Here is a 14,881-nt window from a genome sequence, read left to right on the forward strand (position 1 = left end):
CCGGGGCCCTTGAGGTCCACGCCGGACTGGATGCCCACCACCTGGCCGGTGTTGAAGCACGTGGCCACGATGTCGTACGTGCACACGCCGCCCCGGCACGTCCGCGCGTCGCCGCAGACGTTGCCGCAGGCGCCGCAGTTCAGGTTGCTCGAGTCCCCGTCCACGCACGCGTTGCCGCAGCGGAGCAGGCCCGCGGTGCAGTTCAGCTGGCACGTGCCCTGCTCGCACACCTCGCTGCTGTCGCACGTCGTGCCGCAGGCGCCGCAGTGCTGGGGCGAGGACCGGGTGTCGACGCAGGCGCCGTCACAGGCCGTGGTCCCCGTCAGACAGCGACACGCGCCCTCGGCGCAGAGCTGGCCTTCGCCACAGGCGTTGCCGCAGGCGCCACAGTTCGCGGACTCGCTGGTGAGGTCCGCGCAGGTGTCGCCGCAGCGGGAGAGGCCCTCGCTGCAGACGACGCCCTCGTCGGGACAGCCGGTGAGCAGCAGGCAGGAGAGCAGGGAGCAGAGGAGCGCCAGGTGGCGTCCTGGAGGAGGCGAGGGCTTCATGGGGTGTCCGCCTTTTTGGCAGTGGAGGGGGAGGGTGGGACGTCGAGCGCCAGGGCCACGGAGGCGAGCACCGCGCGGCCCGGCAGGGGATAGCCGTCGAAGTCGTCGACGTGGACGTCGAGCACGTTCTTGAGGTCGACGGAGAAGGTGAAGGCGGGGCGCTGGCCCACCGTGGTGGACAGGCCCGCGTGCAGGAGCGTGCGGCCCGGGAGCACCAGCTCGCCGGTGCGGTTGCGAAGCTGTGAGGACTGGGCGCGCACTTCCACGCGGCCCGTGAGCCACGAGGGGCCCGCCGTCACTCGCGCGGCGAGGGTGTGGCGCGGCCGGAGCGGGATGTCCTTCAGGTAGTAGCGCGGGTCATCCCGGAGGTTGCGGGAGACGAGGAACGTGTACGCCAGCGAGCCGGACAGGAAGGAGAAGGGGCGCGCCTCCGCGTCCACCTCCAGGCCGGAGACGCGCGCGGAGGCGAAGTTGCTCGGCTTCGCGGCGAACGGCGGATACGCCTCGTAGGTGATGAGGTCCTCGTAGCTCGCGAAGAAGCCGCCCACCGACACGAGCGAGCGCTCCGTGCGGTGCGCCAGCGCCACGTCCGTGGACACGGCGCGCTCGGGGCGCAGGTCCGGGTTGGGCAGCAGCGTGCCCTGGCGCACGTACAGCTCCACGAGCGAGGGGGCCCGGTGCGCCTGGCCCACGTTGGCGCGCAGCTCCAGGCGCGCGGGCAGCGTCACGCGTGCGCCCAGCTTGGGGGACAGCAGCGTGAACGCGCCCACGCGCTCCACGCGCAGCGAGGGCGTCACGTGGAGCCGGCCGTCGAGCAGCGCCAGGTCGTCCATGACGCGGACGCTGGCGCGCAGCCAGGACGTGCGTCCGTCCGAAGTCACGGGCGCGCCATCGGTGGCCACGCCTTCCCCGCCGAGGCTCGCCAGCGCGGAGGCGACGTTCCAGCTTCCCAGCGGCAGGCTGCCCTCGGCCTCCACGCCGCCCGTGCGCAGGGTCTGCACGCCCTGCTGTGGCAGCGGACCGCCCGACAGCTCCAGCCGCTCCTGGCGATAGTGCGCGCGAGCGGACACGTGGACGTGGTGGCCCAGGTCGCCCAGCACGCGCAGGCTCAGGATGCCGCGACGGTTGGACTGACGCGCGTCCGCGAGCGGGTTCTGCGCCGTGCCAGCGAGCCCTCGTCCTTCCAGGGTCCCTTCGCCCATCGCGTCCAGCACCACGCCCTGGGAGAGGCGGCGGCGCAGCCGCACGAGCGCCCCGGCGCCCCGCGCGTCGTTGTTCTCGCGACGTCGCAGCTCGGGCGCGTCACCCGGCAGCGTGGGCGTGGCATCGAACGGATAGGCGAAGCGCCCGGACGACGTGCCGCCGTGGAGCAGCAGGAGCAGCTCGCTGTCCAGCACGGGCCCGGTGAGCGACAGCCACCCGGTGGTGGTGTTCCAGCTCCCGTGGCTCAGCTCGCCGGCGAGGCTCAACGTGTCACCGGGGGCGCGGGTGATGATGTTCACCACGCCGCCGAGCGCGCCGCTGCCGTGGCTGGAGCCGGCGCTCCCGCGCATCACCTCCAGCTCACGGGCGAGCGCGAGCGGGACGCGCGACAGGTCCATGCTCCCGCCCGCGCCGTTGAGGGGGATGCCGTCGAGCAGCACCAACGTCCCGTTCGACGAGGCGCCGCGCACCACCAGGCTCTTTCCCTGGCCGTATCCGCCCGAGTCCTGGATGGAGACGCCGGGCGCGGTGGACAGCACCTCCGCGGTGTCGCGCGCGGTGCCGCCGCGCTCCTCCACGGAGATGACGGTGACGACGCTGCTCGGGTCGCGACGAGCGGCGCGGTCCATCGGCTCCGGGTCGGGCACCTCGCCCACCACGTCGATGACCTCGGACATGGGGGGCGTGCCCGCATCCTCGGTGGACTGGGCCCGCACGGAGGCGCACGCCAGCAGCCCCAGGCCCAGCAGGCCCCTGGCGAGCGCCGTCCTCACACGCCCGGACCGAACTGGAGCACGTGCGCGCGCCGCAGCGTGCCGAGCATCCGCGTCAGCTTCTGCTCATCAATGTTCGAGTCCTCGCGAGACACCCGCTCCAGGAGCTTCCAGCCGGTCATCCCGCGCTCCACCTGGGCCACGAGCATCGACAGCTCGCTCGACACGAGCTGCACGGCCGCGCCCCACGGCGTCCGCACCTTGAACGCGCCACCCTGTTGCCCGCTGCCCAGCATCCGGCGCGCATCCTCCAGGTTGCGTCCCGAGGCGTCCAGGCCAAAGCCCAGCGGCTCCTTCAAGAGGGGACGCAGGTCCAGCGTGTCCTCCGCGCTTTCCGAGGACAGGGGCGCGATTCGCTCTCCGAGGACGAGCACCTCCAGGTCCAGCAGTGAATGCAGCGCCTCGTGCTTGGACACGAAGCGGTCCAGCAGCACGCAGCCCTCCAGCCCCGTGGACAGCAGGCCCCACAGCGCGTCCTCGGGCGTCTCGACGATGGGCTCCCCGGCGATGTTGAACGAGGTGTTGAGCAGGACGGGGACGCCGGTGCGTTCATCGAACGCGGTGAGCAGCGCGTGCAGCAGGGGCGTGTGCTCCCTCGTCACCGTCTGCACGCGGCCGGTGCCGTTGACGTGGGCGACGGCGGGGACGCGCTCGCGCTGCTCCTCACGGAAGCGCCACACGCGGAGCATGAAGGGGCTGTCCGTGGAGGCCGTGTCGACGTCGAACCACTCGCGCACCTTCTCCGCGAGGATGACGGGGGCGAAGGGACGGAAGCCCTCGCGGAACTTCACCCGCGCGTTGAGGGTGTCCTTCATGTCGCGAGGCCGCGGGTCGCAGAGGATGCTCCGCTGGCCCAGGGAGCGTGGACCCAGCTCGGAGCCGCCCTGGAACCAGCCGAGCATCTTCCCCTCGGCGAGCAGGTCGGCCACCTCGGGGACGAGTCGCGGCAGCCTGCGCGACACCACCGCGGGCACGGTGCGCAGCGCGGTGTCGCAGTCCTTGGCGGAGTACGTCCTGCCCGTGCTGTCATGGCCCAGTCGCCGCGTGGAGCGCCGCCCCGTGAGTTGCCAAAGCCCGTGGTACGCCGCGCCGATGGCGGTGCCGCTGTCCTCCGCGGCGGGCATCACGTAGAGGTCCTTGAAGCCGCTCTCGGTGAAGAGCCGCTCGTTCGCCACGCTGTTGAGCGCGACGCCCCCGGCGTAGCAGAGCGCGTCGCAGGACGTGCTCGCGCGCAGTCGACGCACCAGCCGCAAGAGCCCGTCCTCCAGCGCCGCCTGCGCCGAGGCCGCGAGGTTCCGATACTCCACCTGTCGCGCGGGCCAGCGCTCGTCATGCGTGAAGCGGCGAGGCACGGTGTCGTGGAACACGAAGCGCCCGTCGACGATGTCGAAGAAGTCCGACACGGGGGTGTCCGCCACGCCGTGAGGCGCCAGGCCCATGACCTTGCCCGGCCCCTCCAGGACATCCGAGAAGAGCTGCCGTCCGACGGCGGAGTACAGCCCGCCCAGGCTGCCGAAGCGAGGCATGCCCCGGAAGCGCTCCAGGTCCACGGAGGACGTCACCTCCAGGAACGTGCCCAGGTGCTTCTCCACCGGCACGAAGCCCTCGCGCGACGCGTGGTAGACGGACAGCGTCTCCTCTCCGCGTCGCTCGGTGACGACCGCCGCCAGCTCCTCGGGGGACAGGTCCTGGACGTTGGAGCCGAACCCGTCCACGACGAGCACCAGCGACTCGTCGAAGCCGGACGTCGCGAACGCGCCCACCGCGTGGCCCAGGTGGTGCGAGAGGTAGCGCACCGGGACACCCGGAGCGAGGTCCGGGTTGGCGCGTACGTCGTACAGCGGCCCGCGAGGCCCCATCAGCGAGCAGCACGAGACGAGACTGAGCTCGTCCGCGCGGATGCCCGCCGTCTCCAGGCAGTAGCGCACCGCGAAGGACACGGCCCCGCCAGGGAGCCACGCCCGCTTGCGGCGGAGGAGTCGCTCCTCCTGCACGGCGACGACCAGCTCGTCACCACGCAGGAGGCACGCGGCGCCGTTGTGATTCGACGCGCCGATGCCCAGCACCCACGGAGCGCTGTCCCGGGACATCGCCGTGCTCAGTGGACCAGCGACGGCGCTTGAGGCGGCGCGGCCTTGGGCGCCTGCTGGCGTTGCGCGGGCGCGGGCGGAGCGACGTTGAAGAGGTTGACGAGCACGCCCACGGCGGCGAGCTGCGAGGTGGCCGGGTTGTAGTCGATGGCCTCACCGATGGGGAAATCCACCGAGCTGACGGCCTGGACCTGGAGCTGTCCGTCCGGCGTGACGAGCACCGTCCACAGCAGACCCTCCTGCGTGGTGGCGAAGACGTGGGGCTGCCCGCCCACGCTGGCCATCGCGGCGCGGAACGCGAAGGACTGCGGCAGGGACAGGTTCTGCTTCAGGTCCACCGAGCCCTGCGACTGGAGCTCCGCGGGGCGCACGCGGAACAGCCACGTGTTCTTGTCCGACGGGCCCACCGAGCAGGCCACTGCCACCAGGTGGTCATCCAGGATGGCCAGGCCGTTGATGCCGCGCTGGGCCGCCGGGTTGTAGCGCTTGCGGGCCAGCACGTTGCCCTGGGGGAGCTGGAGCATCACCAGGTCTCCGTCCTCGGAGCCGGTGATGACCACGCCGTCGCGCCACGAGACGATGTCCCGCACGTTCCACAGCTGGAACGGGCTGGGGATGGGGTCGGGCGAGCGCACGTCGATTTTCTTCAGCACCGCCAGCTGCCGGCCGTTGCGCGTGACGCTCCAGATGAGGACGAAGCCGTTCTCGTGGCCGGTGACGAGGTACTCCCGGTTCCCATGAGTGACGAAGACGGCGCTGTTGGCCGTGCCCACGTCCGCGTCGTAGGCGAAGTTCTGGTAGCGGAACGCGCGCGGCAGCCGGTCCAGCAGCGCGGGCTCGGCGTCCTCCGCGACGGAGAGGTCCCGCTCGCGCCACAAGGTGATGGTGGTGCTGTCGTTGGATGTCACGAACGTCCGCTCATCCCGCACGGCCATCATCTCCACGCCCCGGTTGGCGGGCGTGCGCAGCACGTCTGTGAGCATGGGACCCCACTCGGTGGGTCCAGGCGGGCGGAAGAGCGTCATCGAGCCATCCAGCCGTCCCACGATGAACCGCCCCGCGTCCAACCACTGCAATTGCTGGGTGTAGGGGTACGTCGTGCCAACGGGCGTGAGGACCTGCTGGGTGAGTGTCTTCGGGGCGGTGTCGAGCTGGTCCTGCGCGAGCGCGCTGTGCTGGCAAGCCATGGCCAAGAGCAGCACCACGCGCGGAAGGACACGAGCGAATCCATCGAGCTTCACGTTGAGCCTCCTCCTTACATTCGCCTGTCGTCGGGAATCCCCGAGCGCCCCCTTTGGCGGGATGAAGAGTCAGTCGATGGATGTCATGTGCTCGGCCAGGGCGGCAGCGAGCCGATTATAGCTGTCCTCCCGACGGGTGTCGTGGTTGCACAGGGGCGCTGTCAGGACTGGCAATCCCTTGCGCTGGCGCAGCGTGTCGACGAAGGCGCGGCTCAGACGAGGATTCTTGAACAGGTCATGGATGAAGGTGCCGAAGATGGGCAGCCGCTCGTGCACCGCGCCATCGAAGCCGCCGGGGTGGGCATACATCGGCCGCGCGCTGTCGTACCGGATGAGCCCGGAATGAATCTCATACCCGGACACCTCGCCCGCATCCCGCAAGGGATTGTCCTTCGTCGGGGTGTAGTGGCGGTTGAAGACCGTCTTGCCCGGCAGGAACTCCACGTCGATGTCCAGCAGGCCCAGGCCGGTGGTGCTGCCGTGCTCGGACTCGCGGCGGTGCTCGTCGAGCAGGTGGCGCCCCAGCATCTGGAAGCCGCCGCAGATGCCGACGATGGGCGTGGTGGCGCTCAGCTCCTGGAGCACGCGCTCGAAGCCGATGCGCCGCAGGTGGACCAGGTCCCCCACCGTGTTCTTGGTGCCGGGCAGGATGATGGCGTCGGGCGCACCCAGCTGGTCCACGGAGCGCACGAAGCGCACGCGCACGTGGGGCTCCTCCTGGAGGTAGTCGAAGTCGGTGCTGTTGGAGATGTGGGGCAGGTAGAGGACGGCGATGTCGACCTCGGGTGTGCCGTGCATGCGGGGCTGGACGCGGTCCTCTTCTTCCAGCGCGAGGGACAGGTAGGGCAGCACCCCGACGACGGGCTTCTTCGCGTGCTGCTCGATGAAGTCCACGGCGGGCTGGAGGACCTGCCGGTCTCCCCGGAACTTGTTGATGATGAAGCCACAGATGCGCGCGACGTCCTCGGGGGCGACGAGCTCCAGGACGCGCAGCGTGCCGAGCAGCTCCGCCACCACGCCGCCCTTGTCGATGTCCGCGGCCACGAAGACGCGGGCGTCCAGGCGGTGGGCCACCTCCATGTTCACCACGTCGAACGGGCGCAGGTTGGGCTCCGCGCAGCTCCCCGCGCCCTCGGCGATGACCAGGTCGTAGTGGCGGTTCAGGTGGTCGATGGACTCCTGGATGGCGGCGAGCTTGAGCGCACGGTGCGTGTCGGCCAGGAAGTACTCGCGCGCGTCGACGTCCCGGTGGGGCCTGCCGTGGATGATGAGCTGGCTGACGCTGTCCGACTTGGGCTTGAGCAGCAGCGGGTTCATGTGGACGATGGGCCGCTGCCTCGCCGCGAAGGACTGCACCGCGGTGGCGCGGGCAATCTCCTCGTTCTCCTCGGTGACGAAGGAGTTGAGGGACATGTTCTGCGACTTGAACGGGGCCACGCGCAGGCCCCGGTTGGCGTACAGGCGGCACAGCCCGGCCACCAGCGTGGTCTTCCCCACGTGGGAACCCGTGCCCTGAATCATGAGGTGGGGGTGCTTCGACATGGCGGGCCTCCTCTGGCGGGTGCACTATAAGGCGCTCGTCACGCACTCCTCGGTGCGTGATTGTCCTCCCATGTCCCCTTCGCGCTCCTTTCGGCTCCTCGGTCTCGCGCTCCTGCTCCTCGCGGGCTGCCAGCGCTCCTCGCCTCCGGCCCAGGAGCCGGGCGCGCGGCGGCTCGTCTCGCTGTCCCCCGGAATCACGGAGACGCTCTACGCGCTGGGGGCGGGGCCGCAGGTGGTGGGGCGCTCGGACTATTCGTCCTGGCCCCCCGAGGCAGAGGGCGTGCCCAAGGTCGGCTCCACGCTGGCGCCCAACTACGAGGCCATCGCCCGGCTCAAGCCCACGCTCATCCTGGATGAGCAGGTGAAGCAGGCTCCCGCGGGCTCGCTGGCCGCCGTCGCGCCGGTGAAGGTGCTGCCCTGGCTCACGGTGGACGACGTGGCGAACGGGGTCCGCGAGCTGGGGCGGCAGACGGGCCGCGAGGCGCAGGCGAACGAGCTGGCCGCGAAGGTGGAGAGCACGCTGAAGCGGGCACCTCCGAAGGACGCGCCCCGGGTGCTGCTGGTGATTGGCGACGCGGAGGCCGGGCTCTCCAGCATCTGGTACATCCGCAAGGGCTCGCTGCACGGCGCGGCGCTGGAGGCCGCGGGCGCGCGCAACGCCGTGGCCGAGGACCCGGGTGGTCCGCCGAACATCTCCGTCGAGCAGCTCATGACGTTGGACCCGGACATCATCCTCGTGCTGCTGGAGGGCCCCGTGCCGACGCCCGAGGAGGAGGCGCGGCAGCTGGCCGCGTGGAAGCAGCTGTCGGTGCTGCGCGCGGTGAAGGAGGGGCGCGTGAAGCTGGTGGCGGGGCCGGGAGTGCAGTCCACCGGTCCGCGCATCCTGGACCTGGTGGAGCGACTGAAGGTCGCGCTGCGCTTCGACGCGAAGACGCCATGACGTCCACGCTGGAGGTCTCCGGGGCGACGGTGCGCAAGGGGGAGCGGACGCTGCTGGCGGACGTGTCCCTTCGGCTCGGGGCTGGAGACTTCGTGGCGGTGGTGGGCCCCAATGGGGCGGGCAAGACGACGTTGATGCGCGTGGCGCTCGGGCTGGAGCGTCCGGACGCGGGGCGCGTCACGGTGGACGGGCGCGACGTGGCGGCGCTGTCGCCCCGGGAGCGCGCGGCCCATGTCGCGTGGCTGCCCCAGCGTGTGCAGGTCTCCGAGCCCATCACCGCGCTGGAGCACGTGGCCGCGGCGCGCTATCGCTTCCGGGAGTCGCATCGCCGCTCGGAGGAGCAGGCGCGGGCGGCGCTGGAGCGGGTGCAGGCGGAGGGGCTCGCCTCGCGGCGAATCACGGAGCTGTCTGGAGGAGAGCAGCAGCGGGTCGCGGTGGCGGCGCTGCTCGCGCAGGAGTCGCCGCTGGTGATGCTGGACGAGCCGGCGAACTTCCTGGACCCCGCGCAGCAGCTGGAGTTGTACGCGCTCGTGGGGCGGCTGTGGCGCTCGGGGCTGGGGGTGCTGTGCATCACGCATGACATCAACGTGCTCGCCCACGCGGTGAGGCACGGGGGCGAGGGACGGATTCGGGTGCTGGGGTTGTCGCGTGGCCAGGTGGCCTTCGAGTCGCACTACGACGCGCCGGAGCTGGGCGAGCACCTGGGGCAGGTGTTCTCCGTGCGGATGCGTGGCGTGGAGGTCGAGGGCCGGAGGGTCTTCGTGGGCCTGCCGCTGGAGGGTGGCGAATGAAGGCCCGGCTGGTGGTGATGTTGCTCTTGTGCGGGCTGGTGGTGGTCGCCGCGCCGTTCATCGGGCCGCCGATGCCGCCGGACGCGCGGGACTTCATCCTCTGGCAGCTGCGCATCCCCCGGACGCTGATGGCGCTGCTGGTGGGCGGCACGCTGTCGCTGGTGGGGGCGGTGTATCAGTCGCTCTTCGCCAATCCGCTCGCCGCGCCGAGCACGGTGGGCACCACGGCTGGAGCCACGCTGGGCGCGCTGGTGGCCATCGTGCTGGGGGCCCGCTCGGCGCTGTGGGGCTTGCCGCTCATCACCGCGTCGGCCTTCGCCGGGGCGCTGGGTGTCAGCCTGTTGGTGGCCGCCATCGCCGCGGGGCGGGGCGTGCGGATGAACGATTTGGTGCTCGCGGGCATCGCCTTCTCGATGGCGGCGGGCGCCATCTCCACGGGCGTGCAGTTCTCGGCCGACTCGGCGGAGCTGCTGGCGGCCACGCGGTGGACGATGGGGCACCTGCCGCAGGTGGGCTACCAGGGAATCGTCGCGCTCGTGCCCATCGCGGCCGTGTCGGTGGTGGGGCTGTTGTCGCTGACGCGGGCGCTGGAGGTGTTCATCTCCGGCGAGGAGCATGCCGAGTCGCAGGGCGTCAACGTGCGTGTGGTGCGCATGGCCTCGATTGGCTTGGGGGCGCTCGGCGTGGCGGGCTGTGTCGCGTGGTGTGGCCCCATCGCGTTCGTGGAGCTCATCGTTCCGCACATCGTCCGGCGCGTGCTGGGCGTGAGCCGGCGCGTGCTGCTGCCGTGCTCGGTCATCGTGGGCGCGAGCTTCCTGGCACTCTGTGACGCGGCCTCCCGAGTCATCTTGCCTGGGCGAGAGCCGCCCGTGGGGCTGGTGACTGCGGCGCTCGGTACACCGCTGCTCGTGTACCTGGTGGCGCGAAAGTCGCGCTGAGCCCAGAGTCAGAGCTGGCAAGGCAGGGTGACGGCGGCGCCAAGCACATCGCTGCTCATGTCCCTGGTGGCGCGTAAGCCGCGCCGAGCGCGGAGTCAAAGTTGGGGACGGCAGCGCCAGGCACGCCGCTGCGCGTGTCCCTGGTAGCTCGCAAGCCGCGTCGAGTGCGGAGTCAGAGCTGGCAGGGTGACGGTGGCGTCAGGCGCATCGCTGCTTGTGCCCTGGTGGCGCGCAAGTCGCGCCGAACCCGGTGTCAGAGCTGGCAGGGCAGGGTGGTGAGGCCACGGAACACGGCGGTGTCGCGCCGCTTCCACGCGCCGGGCACGAGCCGAAGCTGCGGTAGTTCGCGCGCCAGCGTCCCGAACGCGCTCTGTGCCTCGATGCGCCCGAGCGCCGCGCCGACGCATTGGTGGATGCCGTGGCCGAAGGCGAGGTGCTGGAGGTCCGTGCGCTGGATGTCCAGCGCATCGGGGTTCTCGAAGCGCCTGGGGTCCCGATTCGCCGCGCCGAGCAGCACCCACGCCCACTCACCCGCGCGGACGTGAGTCCCTCCCACGTCCACGTCCTCCTGTGCCATGCGCGAGACGAGCTGCAGGGGCGTGTCGAAGCGCAGCACCTCCTCCACCGCGCCCTTGGCTCGCGAGGGCTCGGCGCACAGCGCCTCCCACTGCGCGCGGTGCTCCATCAGCGCGAGCATCCCATTGCCGATGAGGTTGACGGAGGTGTCGTAGCCGCCGAAGAGCAGCAGCATGCACGTGGGCAGCAGCTCCTCCTCGCTCAAGGCCTGTTCGTCTTCCTGCGCGGCCACCAGCAGCCCGAGGACATCCGTGCGTCGCGACTGTCGGCGCCGGGTGACGGCGGCCTGGAGCGCCTGGTGCACCTCTCGTGTCGCGGCGCTCGCGGCCTCGCGAACCCCCAGCGGAGCGGAGGCATCCGCGCACCGTGCGAGGCACAGCGCCCAGTGCTGATAGAGCCCCTCATCCAGATCATCCGCGCCCACCAGCTGGCGCAGCGTGCTGCGGGCCAGGGGCATGGCGAACTCGGAGATGACATCCATTCCCCCACGCTGACGCGCCTGGAAGACCAGGGACTCCGCCAGGGCCTGGATGTGGATGGCCAGCTCCTTCATGCGAGGGCCCAGGGCACGCTTCGTCACCGCGCGCAGGCGCGTGTGGTCCGGCGGGTCCATCAGCAGGAACCACTGGTTGTGCATGGCGGACAGCGCCGCGAGCGCCTCGGGTGGGGGAGGGTAGTCCTGGGGACGGCGCTTCCTCGCGCTGGCGATGTTCCGACTGAAGCGGGGATTGGCGAGCACCTCCAGGCAGTCCGCGTGCCGCGAGAACAGCCACAGCTGGGACTCGGCGCTCCAGCACGCGGGCTGCTCGAGGAGCCGCGCGTAGACGGCGTAGGGGTTGTCGAGCGCCTGCGCGGAGAAGGGGTCGGGCGTCTTGCCGGGGGCGCGGATGACGGGACGTCCGCTGGCCTCGCCTGGCGGTTGGGTCTCCATGCGCGTGACGCCCCCTTGTGCACGACGGAACTTCAATCCCAGACAAGCCACCAAAGGCTACGCCTCGCACGGAAACACCGTCAAGCCGAGGCGTGGTGCGTCACGGCTCCGCGTTCATCAACTTCACCACGGGCTCATCGCCATAGAAGTCGATGACATTCACCGCCGCGTGCACCTGGTCCAGTCGGAACAGGTGCTCATCCGACATCCCGAGTGCCTCGCAGAGCAGGGTGCGATTGACGCCGCCGTGGGACACCAGTGCGAAGCACTGGCCGGGATGACGTGCCCGCAGCGCCCGACCTCCTGCGCGCACGCGCTCGCGCATCTCGGAGAACGTCTCTCCCTCGGGGAAGCGCACCTGTGCGGGGTGTGTCATCCACTCCGCGTACACGGCGGGGAAGCGGCGCTCGGCCTCCTCGTAGGTGAGCCCCTCGAAGAGACCGAAGTCGATCTCCCGGAAGGCCTCCTCCACCCGAAGCTCCAGCCCCCGGCCCTCCGTGAGCCGCTTCGCCGTGTCGAGCGCGCGGAGCCGGGGACTCGAATACAGGCCGTGCAGCTCCACCCGCGCGAGCAGCCGCGCCGCGCGCTCGGCCTGGACGTGTCCCTCGGGCGCGAGGCCCACGTCGAGCCTCCCGTAGCAGCGGCCCTTCATCTCCTCGGAGGGCTTGCCGTGCCTCACCAGAACCATGCGCGTCACGCCGCTCGGCAGTCGCCAGTCCACGCGTCCGTTTCCTTTCGTCGAGAGCGCGTCAGCCGAGCGCCAGCGCGAGCACGAGCACCACCGCCTCGCACACCTCGGTGTTGGCGCCCATCGTATCGCCCGTGATTCCGTCAATCTTCTTCCGGCACCACAGGGCCTGGAGCATCGACACCAAGGCCACGGCCCCCATGATGACACCCCCCTTCCAGCCCATGAGCCCCACGGCGATGCCGAGCCCCAGCACCGTGGCCCCCGCCACCTCGACGCGCCCGACATAATCCGTGATGGCCATGCCGATGCCGCCGGAGCGGCGCGCATAGGGGAACAGCCACCCCTGGGGCACCGAGCCCCACCGGCCCAGACTCAGCGCCACCACCAGTGCCACGTCCGCCTGTCCCCGCTCGAGCAGGGCCGCCAGCGCGCTCGACTTCAGCCCCACGTTCAACAGCAGGGCCGTGCCGCCATACGCGCCGATGACGTGGTCGCGCATGATGCGCAGCACGTCCTCCTTCGTGCGTCCGCCCCCAAAGCCGTCCGCCATGTCCGCCAGCCCGTCCAGGTGCAGCGCGCCGGTGAGCAGCGCGTAGACGATGAGCAGGATGAACGCCGTCACGGTGGCGGGCAGCAGGGGGAAGAGCGCGTGGCGCACGCCCACCAGGATGGCCGCGAGCAGCGCGCCGACGAGCGGGAAGCACAGCGTGGCGCGGCCCACGTCGCCAGCGTCGAACGTGGCCGCCCCGGGGACGGGGATGCGACTGAGGAACGCGATGCCGGCGAGAAGTCGCTTCATGGGAGCCCAGGTATGGCGCGACTCCCGCCGGGTTTCCAGCCGGGGACACGCGCTTCAGCGCTGTGACTTCTCCGCGACGCCGGCCGAGGCGAAGGTCGCCATCTCGTGCAGCACGTGCAGGCTGCTGTCCACCAGCCCCATCGCGAGCACCGCGCCGGTGCCCTCGCCCAGCCTCAGCCCCAAATCCAACAGGGGCCGCAGCCGCAGCGCCTCCAGCACCCGCCGGTGGCCCGCCTCGCGCGACATGTGGCTGGCCATGAGGAAGGGCATCACCCGGGGACACAGGCGCGCCGCCACCAGCCCGGCGACCGAGGAGATGAAGCCATCCAGCATCACCGGAACGCGCTTGGACGCCGCGCCGAGCGCCGCGCCCGCGAGCCCCGCGATTTCGAACCCGCCCACCTTGGCGAGCACGTCCAGCGGGTCCGCCGCGTCCGGCTGGTTCACCACCAACGCCCGCCGCACCACGTCCACCTTGCGCGTCAGGCCCGCGTCATCCACGCCCGTGCCGCGCCCGGTGGCCATGTCCGGCGACACACCCGCGAGCACACACGTCAGCGCCGACGACGCGGTGGTGTTGCCGATGCCCATGTCACCCAGGCCGAGCAGCGTCACGCCCGACTCCGCCAGCTCGATGGCCAGCAGCGCGCCCACGCTCAGCGCCTCCTCGGCCGTCTTGCGCGACATCGCCGGCCCCTTCGCCAGGTTCCCCGTGCCGGGGCCCATGCGGTGGTGGCGCACGCCCGTGAGCCCCTCCACGGGCACCCGCACGCCCATGTCGACGACCTCCACGCGCACGTCGTGCTGCCGTGACAGCACGTTGATGGCCGCGCCGCCCCGGGAGAAGTTGGCGACCATCTGCGCGGTGACCTCGGCGGGATAGGCGCTCACGCCCTCCTCCGTCACGCCATGGTCCGCGGCCATCACCACCATGCCCTTGCGAGGCATCGCCGGAGCGGGCTCTCCCCGCAGCGCGGCCCACTGACACGCCAGCTCCTCCAGGCGGCCGAGGCTGCCCTGGGGTTTGGTCTTCATGTCCAACAGGCCCTGGCACTGCCTGCCGGCCTCGACGTCAGGTTCGGGAATCCTGCCGAGCACGTCACGGTATGCGGGCATCGGGCCCCCTTCGCGGGAAGGGCTTCAAGCTAGGCGCTGCGCGTCCGGGGACACAACCCCGCACCGCGCCCGCGGGTCCCCGTGCTCGAGATATGTCACGGCCCCTACAGCGCGGTTGTCTCGTGGGACAGGTGAGGGCCTTCAGCCGTTGGGCTTCGCGGCGGGCTCCTCGCCCTTGAAGCGCTTGCGCAGCGTCTGCGTGACGACCGCGTCCCAGCGCGCGGAGAACACCTCGACGAACGTTCGACGCCCGGGCCCCAGCGCGCACGCGAGGACGGCCAGCGTGGTGAAGAGCCCGATGACCGAGTTCTGCCACGACGACAGGTCCCACTGCCCCTGCCAGAACCACTCCCGCATGCTCGTGGGCCAGGAGTAGTGGATGGGCCAGCCGGGCCCGCTTCCCGCCAGGTCGCAGACGAGGTGCAGGTGGAACGCCACCATCGCGAGCACCGCCACCCGGGCGCGCTGCCTCGCCAAGGCCACGCACACCGCCGTGGTGACGAGCGCGCCCACATAGCCGTGGAAGAGCACGTGGTGGTAGCGCGCGTACCACTCCTCGCCACCCAGCAGCGTCAGCCCATCCAGGTCCGGCGCCAGCCCCGCGCACGTGACGAGGATGCGGTCCCTCCGCTCACGCAGCCCCTGGGCCGTGAGCCACGCCAGCTCCGCATGGACGATGGGGTTCATGTCCCCACGAGCTTA

The 14,881-nt window shown here is 71.1% G+C and carries 12 protein-coding genes and 1 pseudogene; 3 read left to right on the plus strand and 10 right to left on the minus strand.

The window, feature by feature from the left end; all coding sequences use genetic code 11:
• Window positions 1-89: 89 nt before the first annotated feature.
• From AC6JA9_RS05340 to AC6JA9_RS05360, 5 genes and pseudogenes are all read right to left on the minus strand, one after another.
• A pseudogene (locus AC6JA9_RS05340) lies at window positions 90-548 on the minus strand (MXAN_6577-like cysteine-rich protein); the annotation flags it as partial.
• The gene (locus tag AC6JA9_RS05345; RefSeq protein WP_408888115.1) at window positions 545-2,524 is read right to left on the minus strand and encodes a TonB-dependent receptor plug domain-containing protein; all 1,980 of its coding nucleotides are present in this window, start codon (window positions 2,522-2,524) and stop codon (window positions 545-547) included. The pseudogene AC6JA9_RS05340 and the gene AC6JA9_RS05345, both read right to left, overlap by 4 nt.
• On the minus strand, window positions 2,521-4,614 hold the full coding sequence (locus AC6JA9_RS05350; protein ID WP_483577023.1) for a carbamoyltransferase family protein: 2,094 nt from the start codon (window positions 4,612-4,614) through the stop codon (window positions 2,521-2,523). The genes AC6JA9_RS05345 and AC6JA9_RS05350 overlap by 4 nt, the downstream gene beginning before the upstream one ends.
• An 8-nt stretch (window positions 4,615-4,622) precedes the next feature.
• Complete coding sequence (locus tag AC6JA9_RS05355) at window positions 4,623-5,855, minus strand: hypothetical protein (RefSeq protein ID WP_223746018.1); 1,233 nt, start codon at window positions 5,853-5,855, stop codon at window positions 4,623-4,625.
• A 69-nt stretch (window positions 5,856-5,924) separates the two neighbouring features.
• The gene (locus tag AC6JA9_RS05360; RefSeq protein WP_223746019.1) at window positions 5,925-7,397 is read right to left on the minus strand and encodes a cobyric acid synthase; all 1,473 of its coding nucleotides are present in this window, start codon (window positions 7,395-7,397) and stop codon (window positions 5,925-5,927) included.
• A gap of 70 nt (window positions 7,398-7,467) precedes the next feature.
• Between AC6JA9_RS05360 and AC6JA9_RS05365 the strand changes: the two genes are divergently transcribed.
• The 3 genes from AC6JA9_RS05365 to AC6JA9_RS05375 are packed head-to-tail and all read left to right on the plus strand — an operon-like array spanning window position 7,468 to window position 10,066.
• Window positions 7,468-8,337: an ABC transporter substrate-binding protein gene (locus AC6JA9_RS05365; RefSeq protein WP_223746020.1), complete on the plus strand. Its 870-nt coding sequence runs from the start codon at window positions 7,468-7,470 to the stop codon at window positions 8,335-8,337.
• Window positions 8,334-9,128, plus strand: a complete 795-nt coding sequence (locus tag AC6JA9_RS05370; protein WP_267698043.1) for an ABC transporter ATP-binding protein — start codon at window positions 8,334-8,336, stop codon at window positions 9,126-9,128. Before AC6JA9_RS05365 ends, AC6JA9_RS05370 begins: the two co-directional genes overlap by 4 nt.
• Window positions 9,125-10,066: a FecCD family ABC transporter permease gene (locus AC6JA9_RS05375; protein ID WP_141326809.1), complete on the plus strand. Its 942-nt coding sequence runs from the start codon at window positions 9,125-9,127 to the stop codon at window positions 10,064-10,066. The genes AC6JA9_RS05370 and AC6JA9_RS05375 overlap by 4 nt, the downstream gene beginning before the upstream one ends.
• A gap of 253 nt (window positions 10,067-10,319) precedes the next feature.
• Here AC6JA9_RS05375 and AC6JA9_RS05380 read toward each other — a convergent pair whose 3' ends face one another.
• The 5 genes from AC6JA9_RS05380 to AC6JA9_RS05400 all read right to left on the minus strand — a co-directional run bounded on the left by AC6JA9_RS05380 (window position 10,320) and on the right by AC6JA9_RS05400 (window position 14,866).
• The gene (locus AC6JA9_RS05380) at window positions 10,320-11,573 is read right to left on the minus strand and encodes a cytochrome P450 (protein WP_408888111.1); all 1,254 of its coding nucleotides are present in this window, start codon (window positions 11,571-11,573) and stop codon (window positions 10,320-10,322) included.
• Between the two features lie 100 nt (window positions 11,574-11,673).
• Window positions 11,674-12,294: a histidine phosphatase family protein gene (locus AC6JA9_RS05385; protein ID WP_223783544.1), complete on the minus strand. Its 621-nt coding sequence runs from the start codon at window positions 12,292-12,294 to the stop codon at window positions 11,674-11,676.
• A gap of 28 nt (window positions 12,295-12,322) precedes the next feature.
• Entirely contained in the window at window positions 12,323-13,063 is a 741-nt protein-coding gene (cobS, locus tag AC6JA9_RS05390) for an adenosylcobinamide-GDP ribazoletransferase (protein ID WP_223783543.1), read from the minus strand.
• A 54-nt stretch (window positions 13,064-13,117) separates the two neighbouring features.
• The gene (gene cobT / locus AC6JA9_RS05395) at window positions 13,118-14,179 is read right to left on the minus strand and encodes a nicotinate-nucleotide--dimethylbenzimidazole phosphoribosyltransferase (protein ID WP_223746026.1); all 1,062 of its coding nucleotides are present in this window, start codon (window positions 14,177-14,179) and stop codon (window positions 13,118-13,120) included.
• A gap of 141 nt (window positions 14,180-14,320) precedes the next feature.
• Window positions 14,321-14,866: a metal-dependent hydrolase gene (locus tag AC6JA9_RS05400; protein ID WP_223746027.1), complete on the minus strand. Its 546-nt coding sequence runs from the start codon at window positions 14,864-14,866 to the stop codon at window positions 14,321-14,323.
• Window positions 14,867-14,881 lie beyond the last annotated feature (15 nt).

The sequence above is a fragment of the Myxococcus sp. MH1 genome (genome assembly GCF_059738865.1).

What these genes read in the sequence shown, in the direction of transcription:
- cobT (WP_223746026.1), bottom strand. Translation starts at nt 14,179, where the DNA reads ATGCCCGCATACCGTGACGTGCTCGGCAGGATTCCCGAACCTGACGTC.
- AC6JA9_RS05360 (WP_223746019.1), bottom strand. Translation starts at nt 7,397, where the DNA reads ATGTCGAAGCACCCCCACCTCATGATTCAGGGCACGGGTTCCCACGTG.
- AC6JA9_RS05400 (WP_223746027.1), bottom strand. Translation starts at nt 14,866, where the DNA reads ATGAACCCCATCGTCCATGCGGAGCTGGCGTGGCTCACGGCCCAGGGG.
- AC6JA9_RS05365 (WP_223746020.1), top strand. Translation starts at nt 7,468, where the DNA reads ATGTCCCCTTCGCGCTCCTTTCGGCTCCTCGGTCTCGCGCTCCTGCTC.
- cobS (WP_223783543.1), bottom strand. Translation starts at nt 13,063, where the DNA reads ATGAAGCGACTTCTCGCCGGCATCGCGTTCCTCAGTCGCATCCCCGTC.
- AC6JA9_RS05375 (WP_141326809.1), top strand. Translation starts at nt 9,125, where the DNA reads ATGAAGGCCCGGCTGGTGGTGATGTTGCTCTTGTGCGGGCTGGTGGTG.
- AC6JA9_RS05370 (WP_267698043.1), top strand. Translation starts at nt 8,334, where the DNA reads ATGACGTCCACGCTGGAGGTCTCCGGGGCGACGGTGCGCAAGGGGGAG.
- AC6JA9_RS05350 (WP_483577023.1), bottom strand. Translation starts at nt 4,614, where the DNA reads ATGTCCCGGGACAGCGCTCCGTGGGTGCTGGGCATCGGCGCGTCGAAT.
- AC6JA9_RS05380 (WP_408888111.1), bottom strand. Translation starts at nt 11,573, where the DNA reads ATGGAGACCCAACCGCCAGGCGAGGCCAGCGGACGTCCCGTCATCCGC.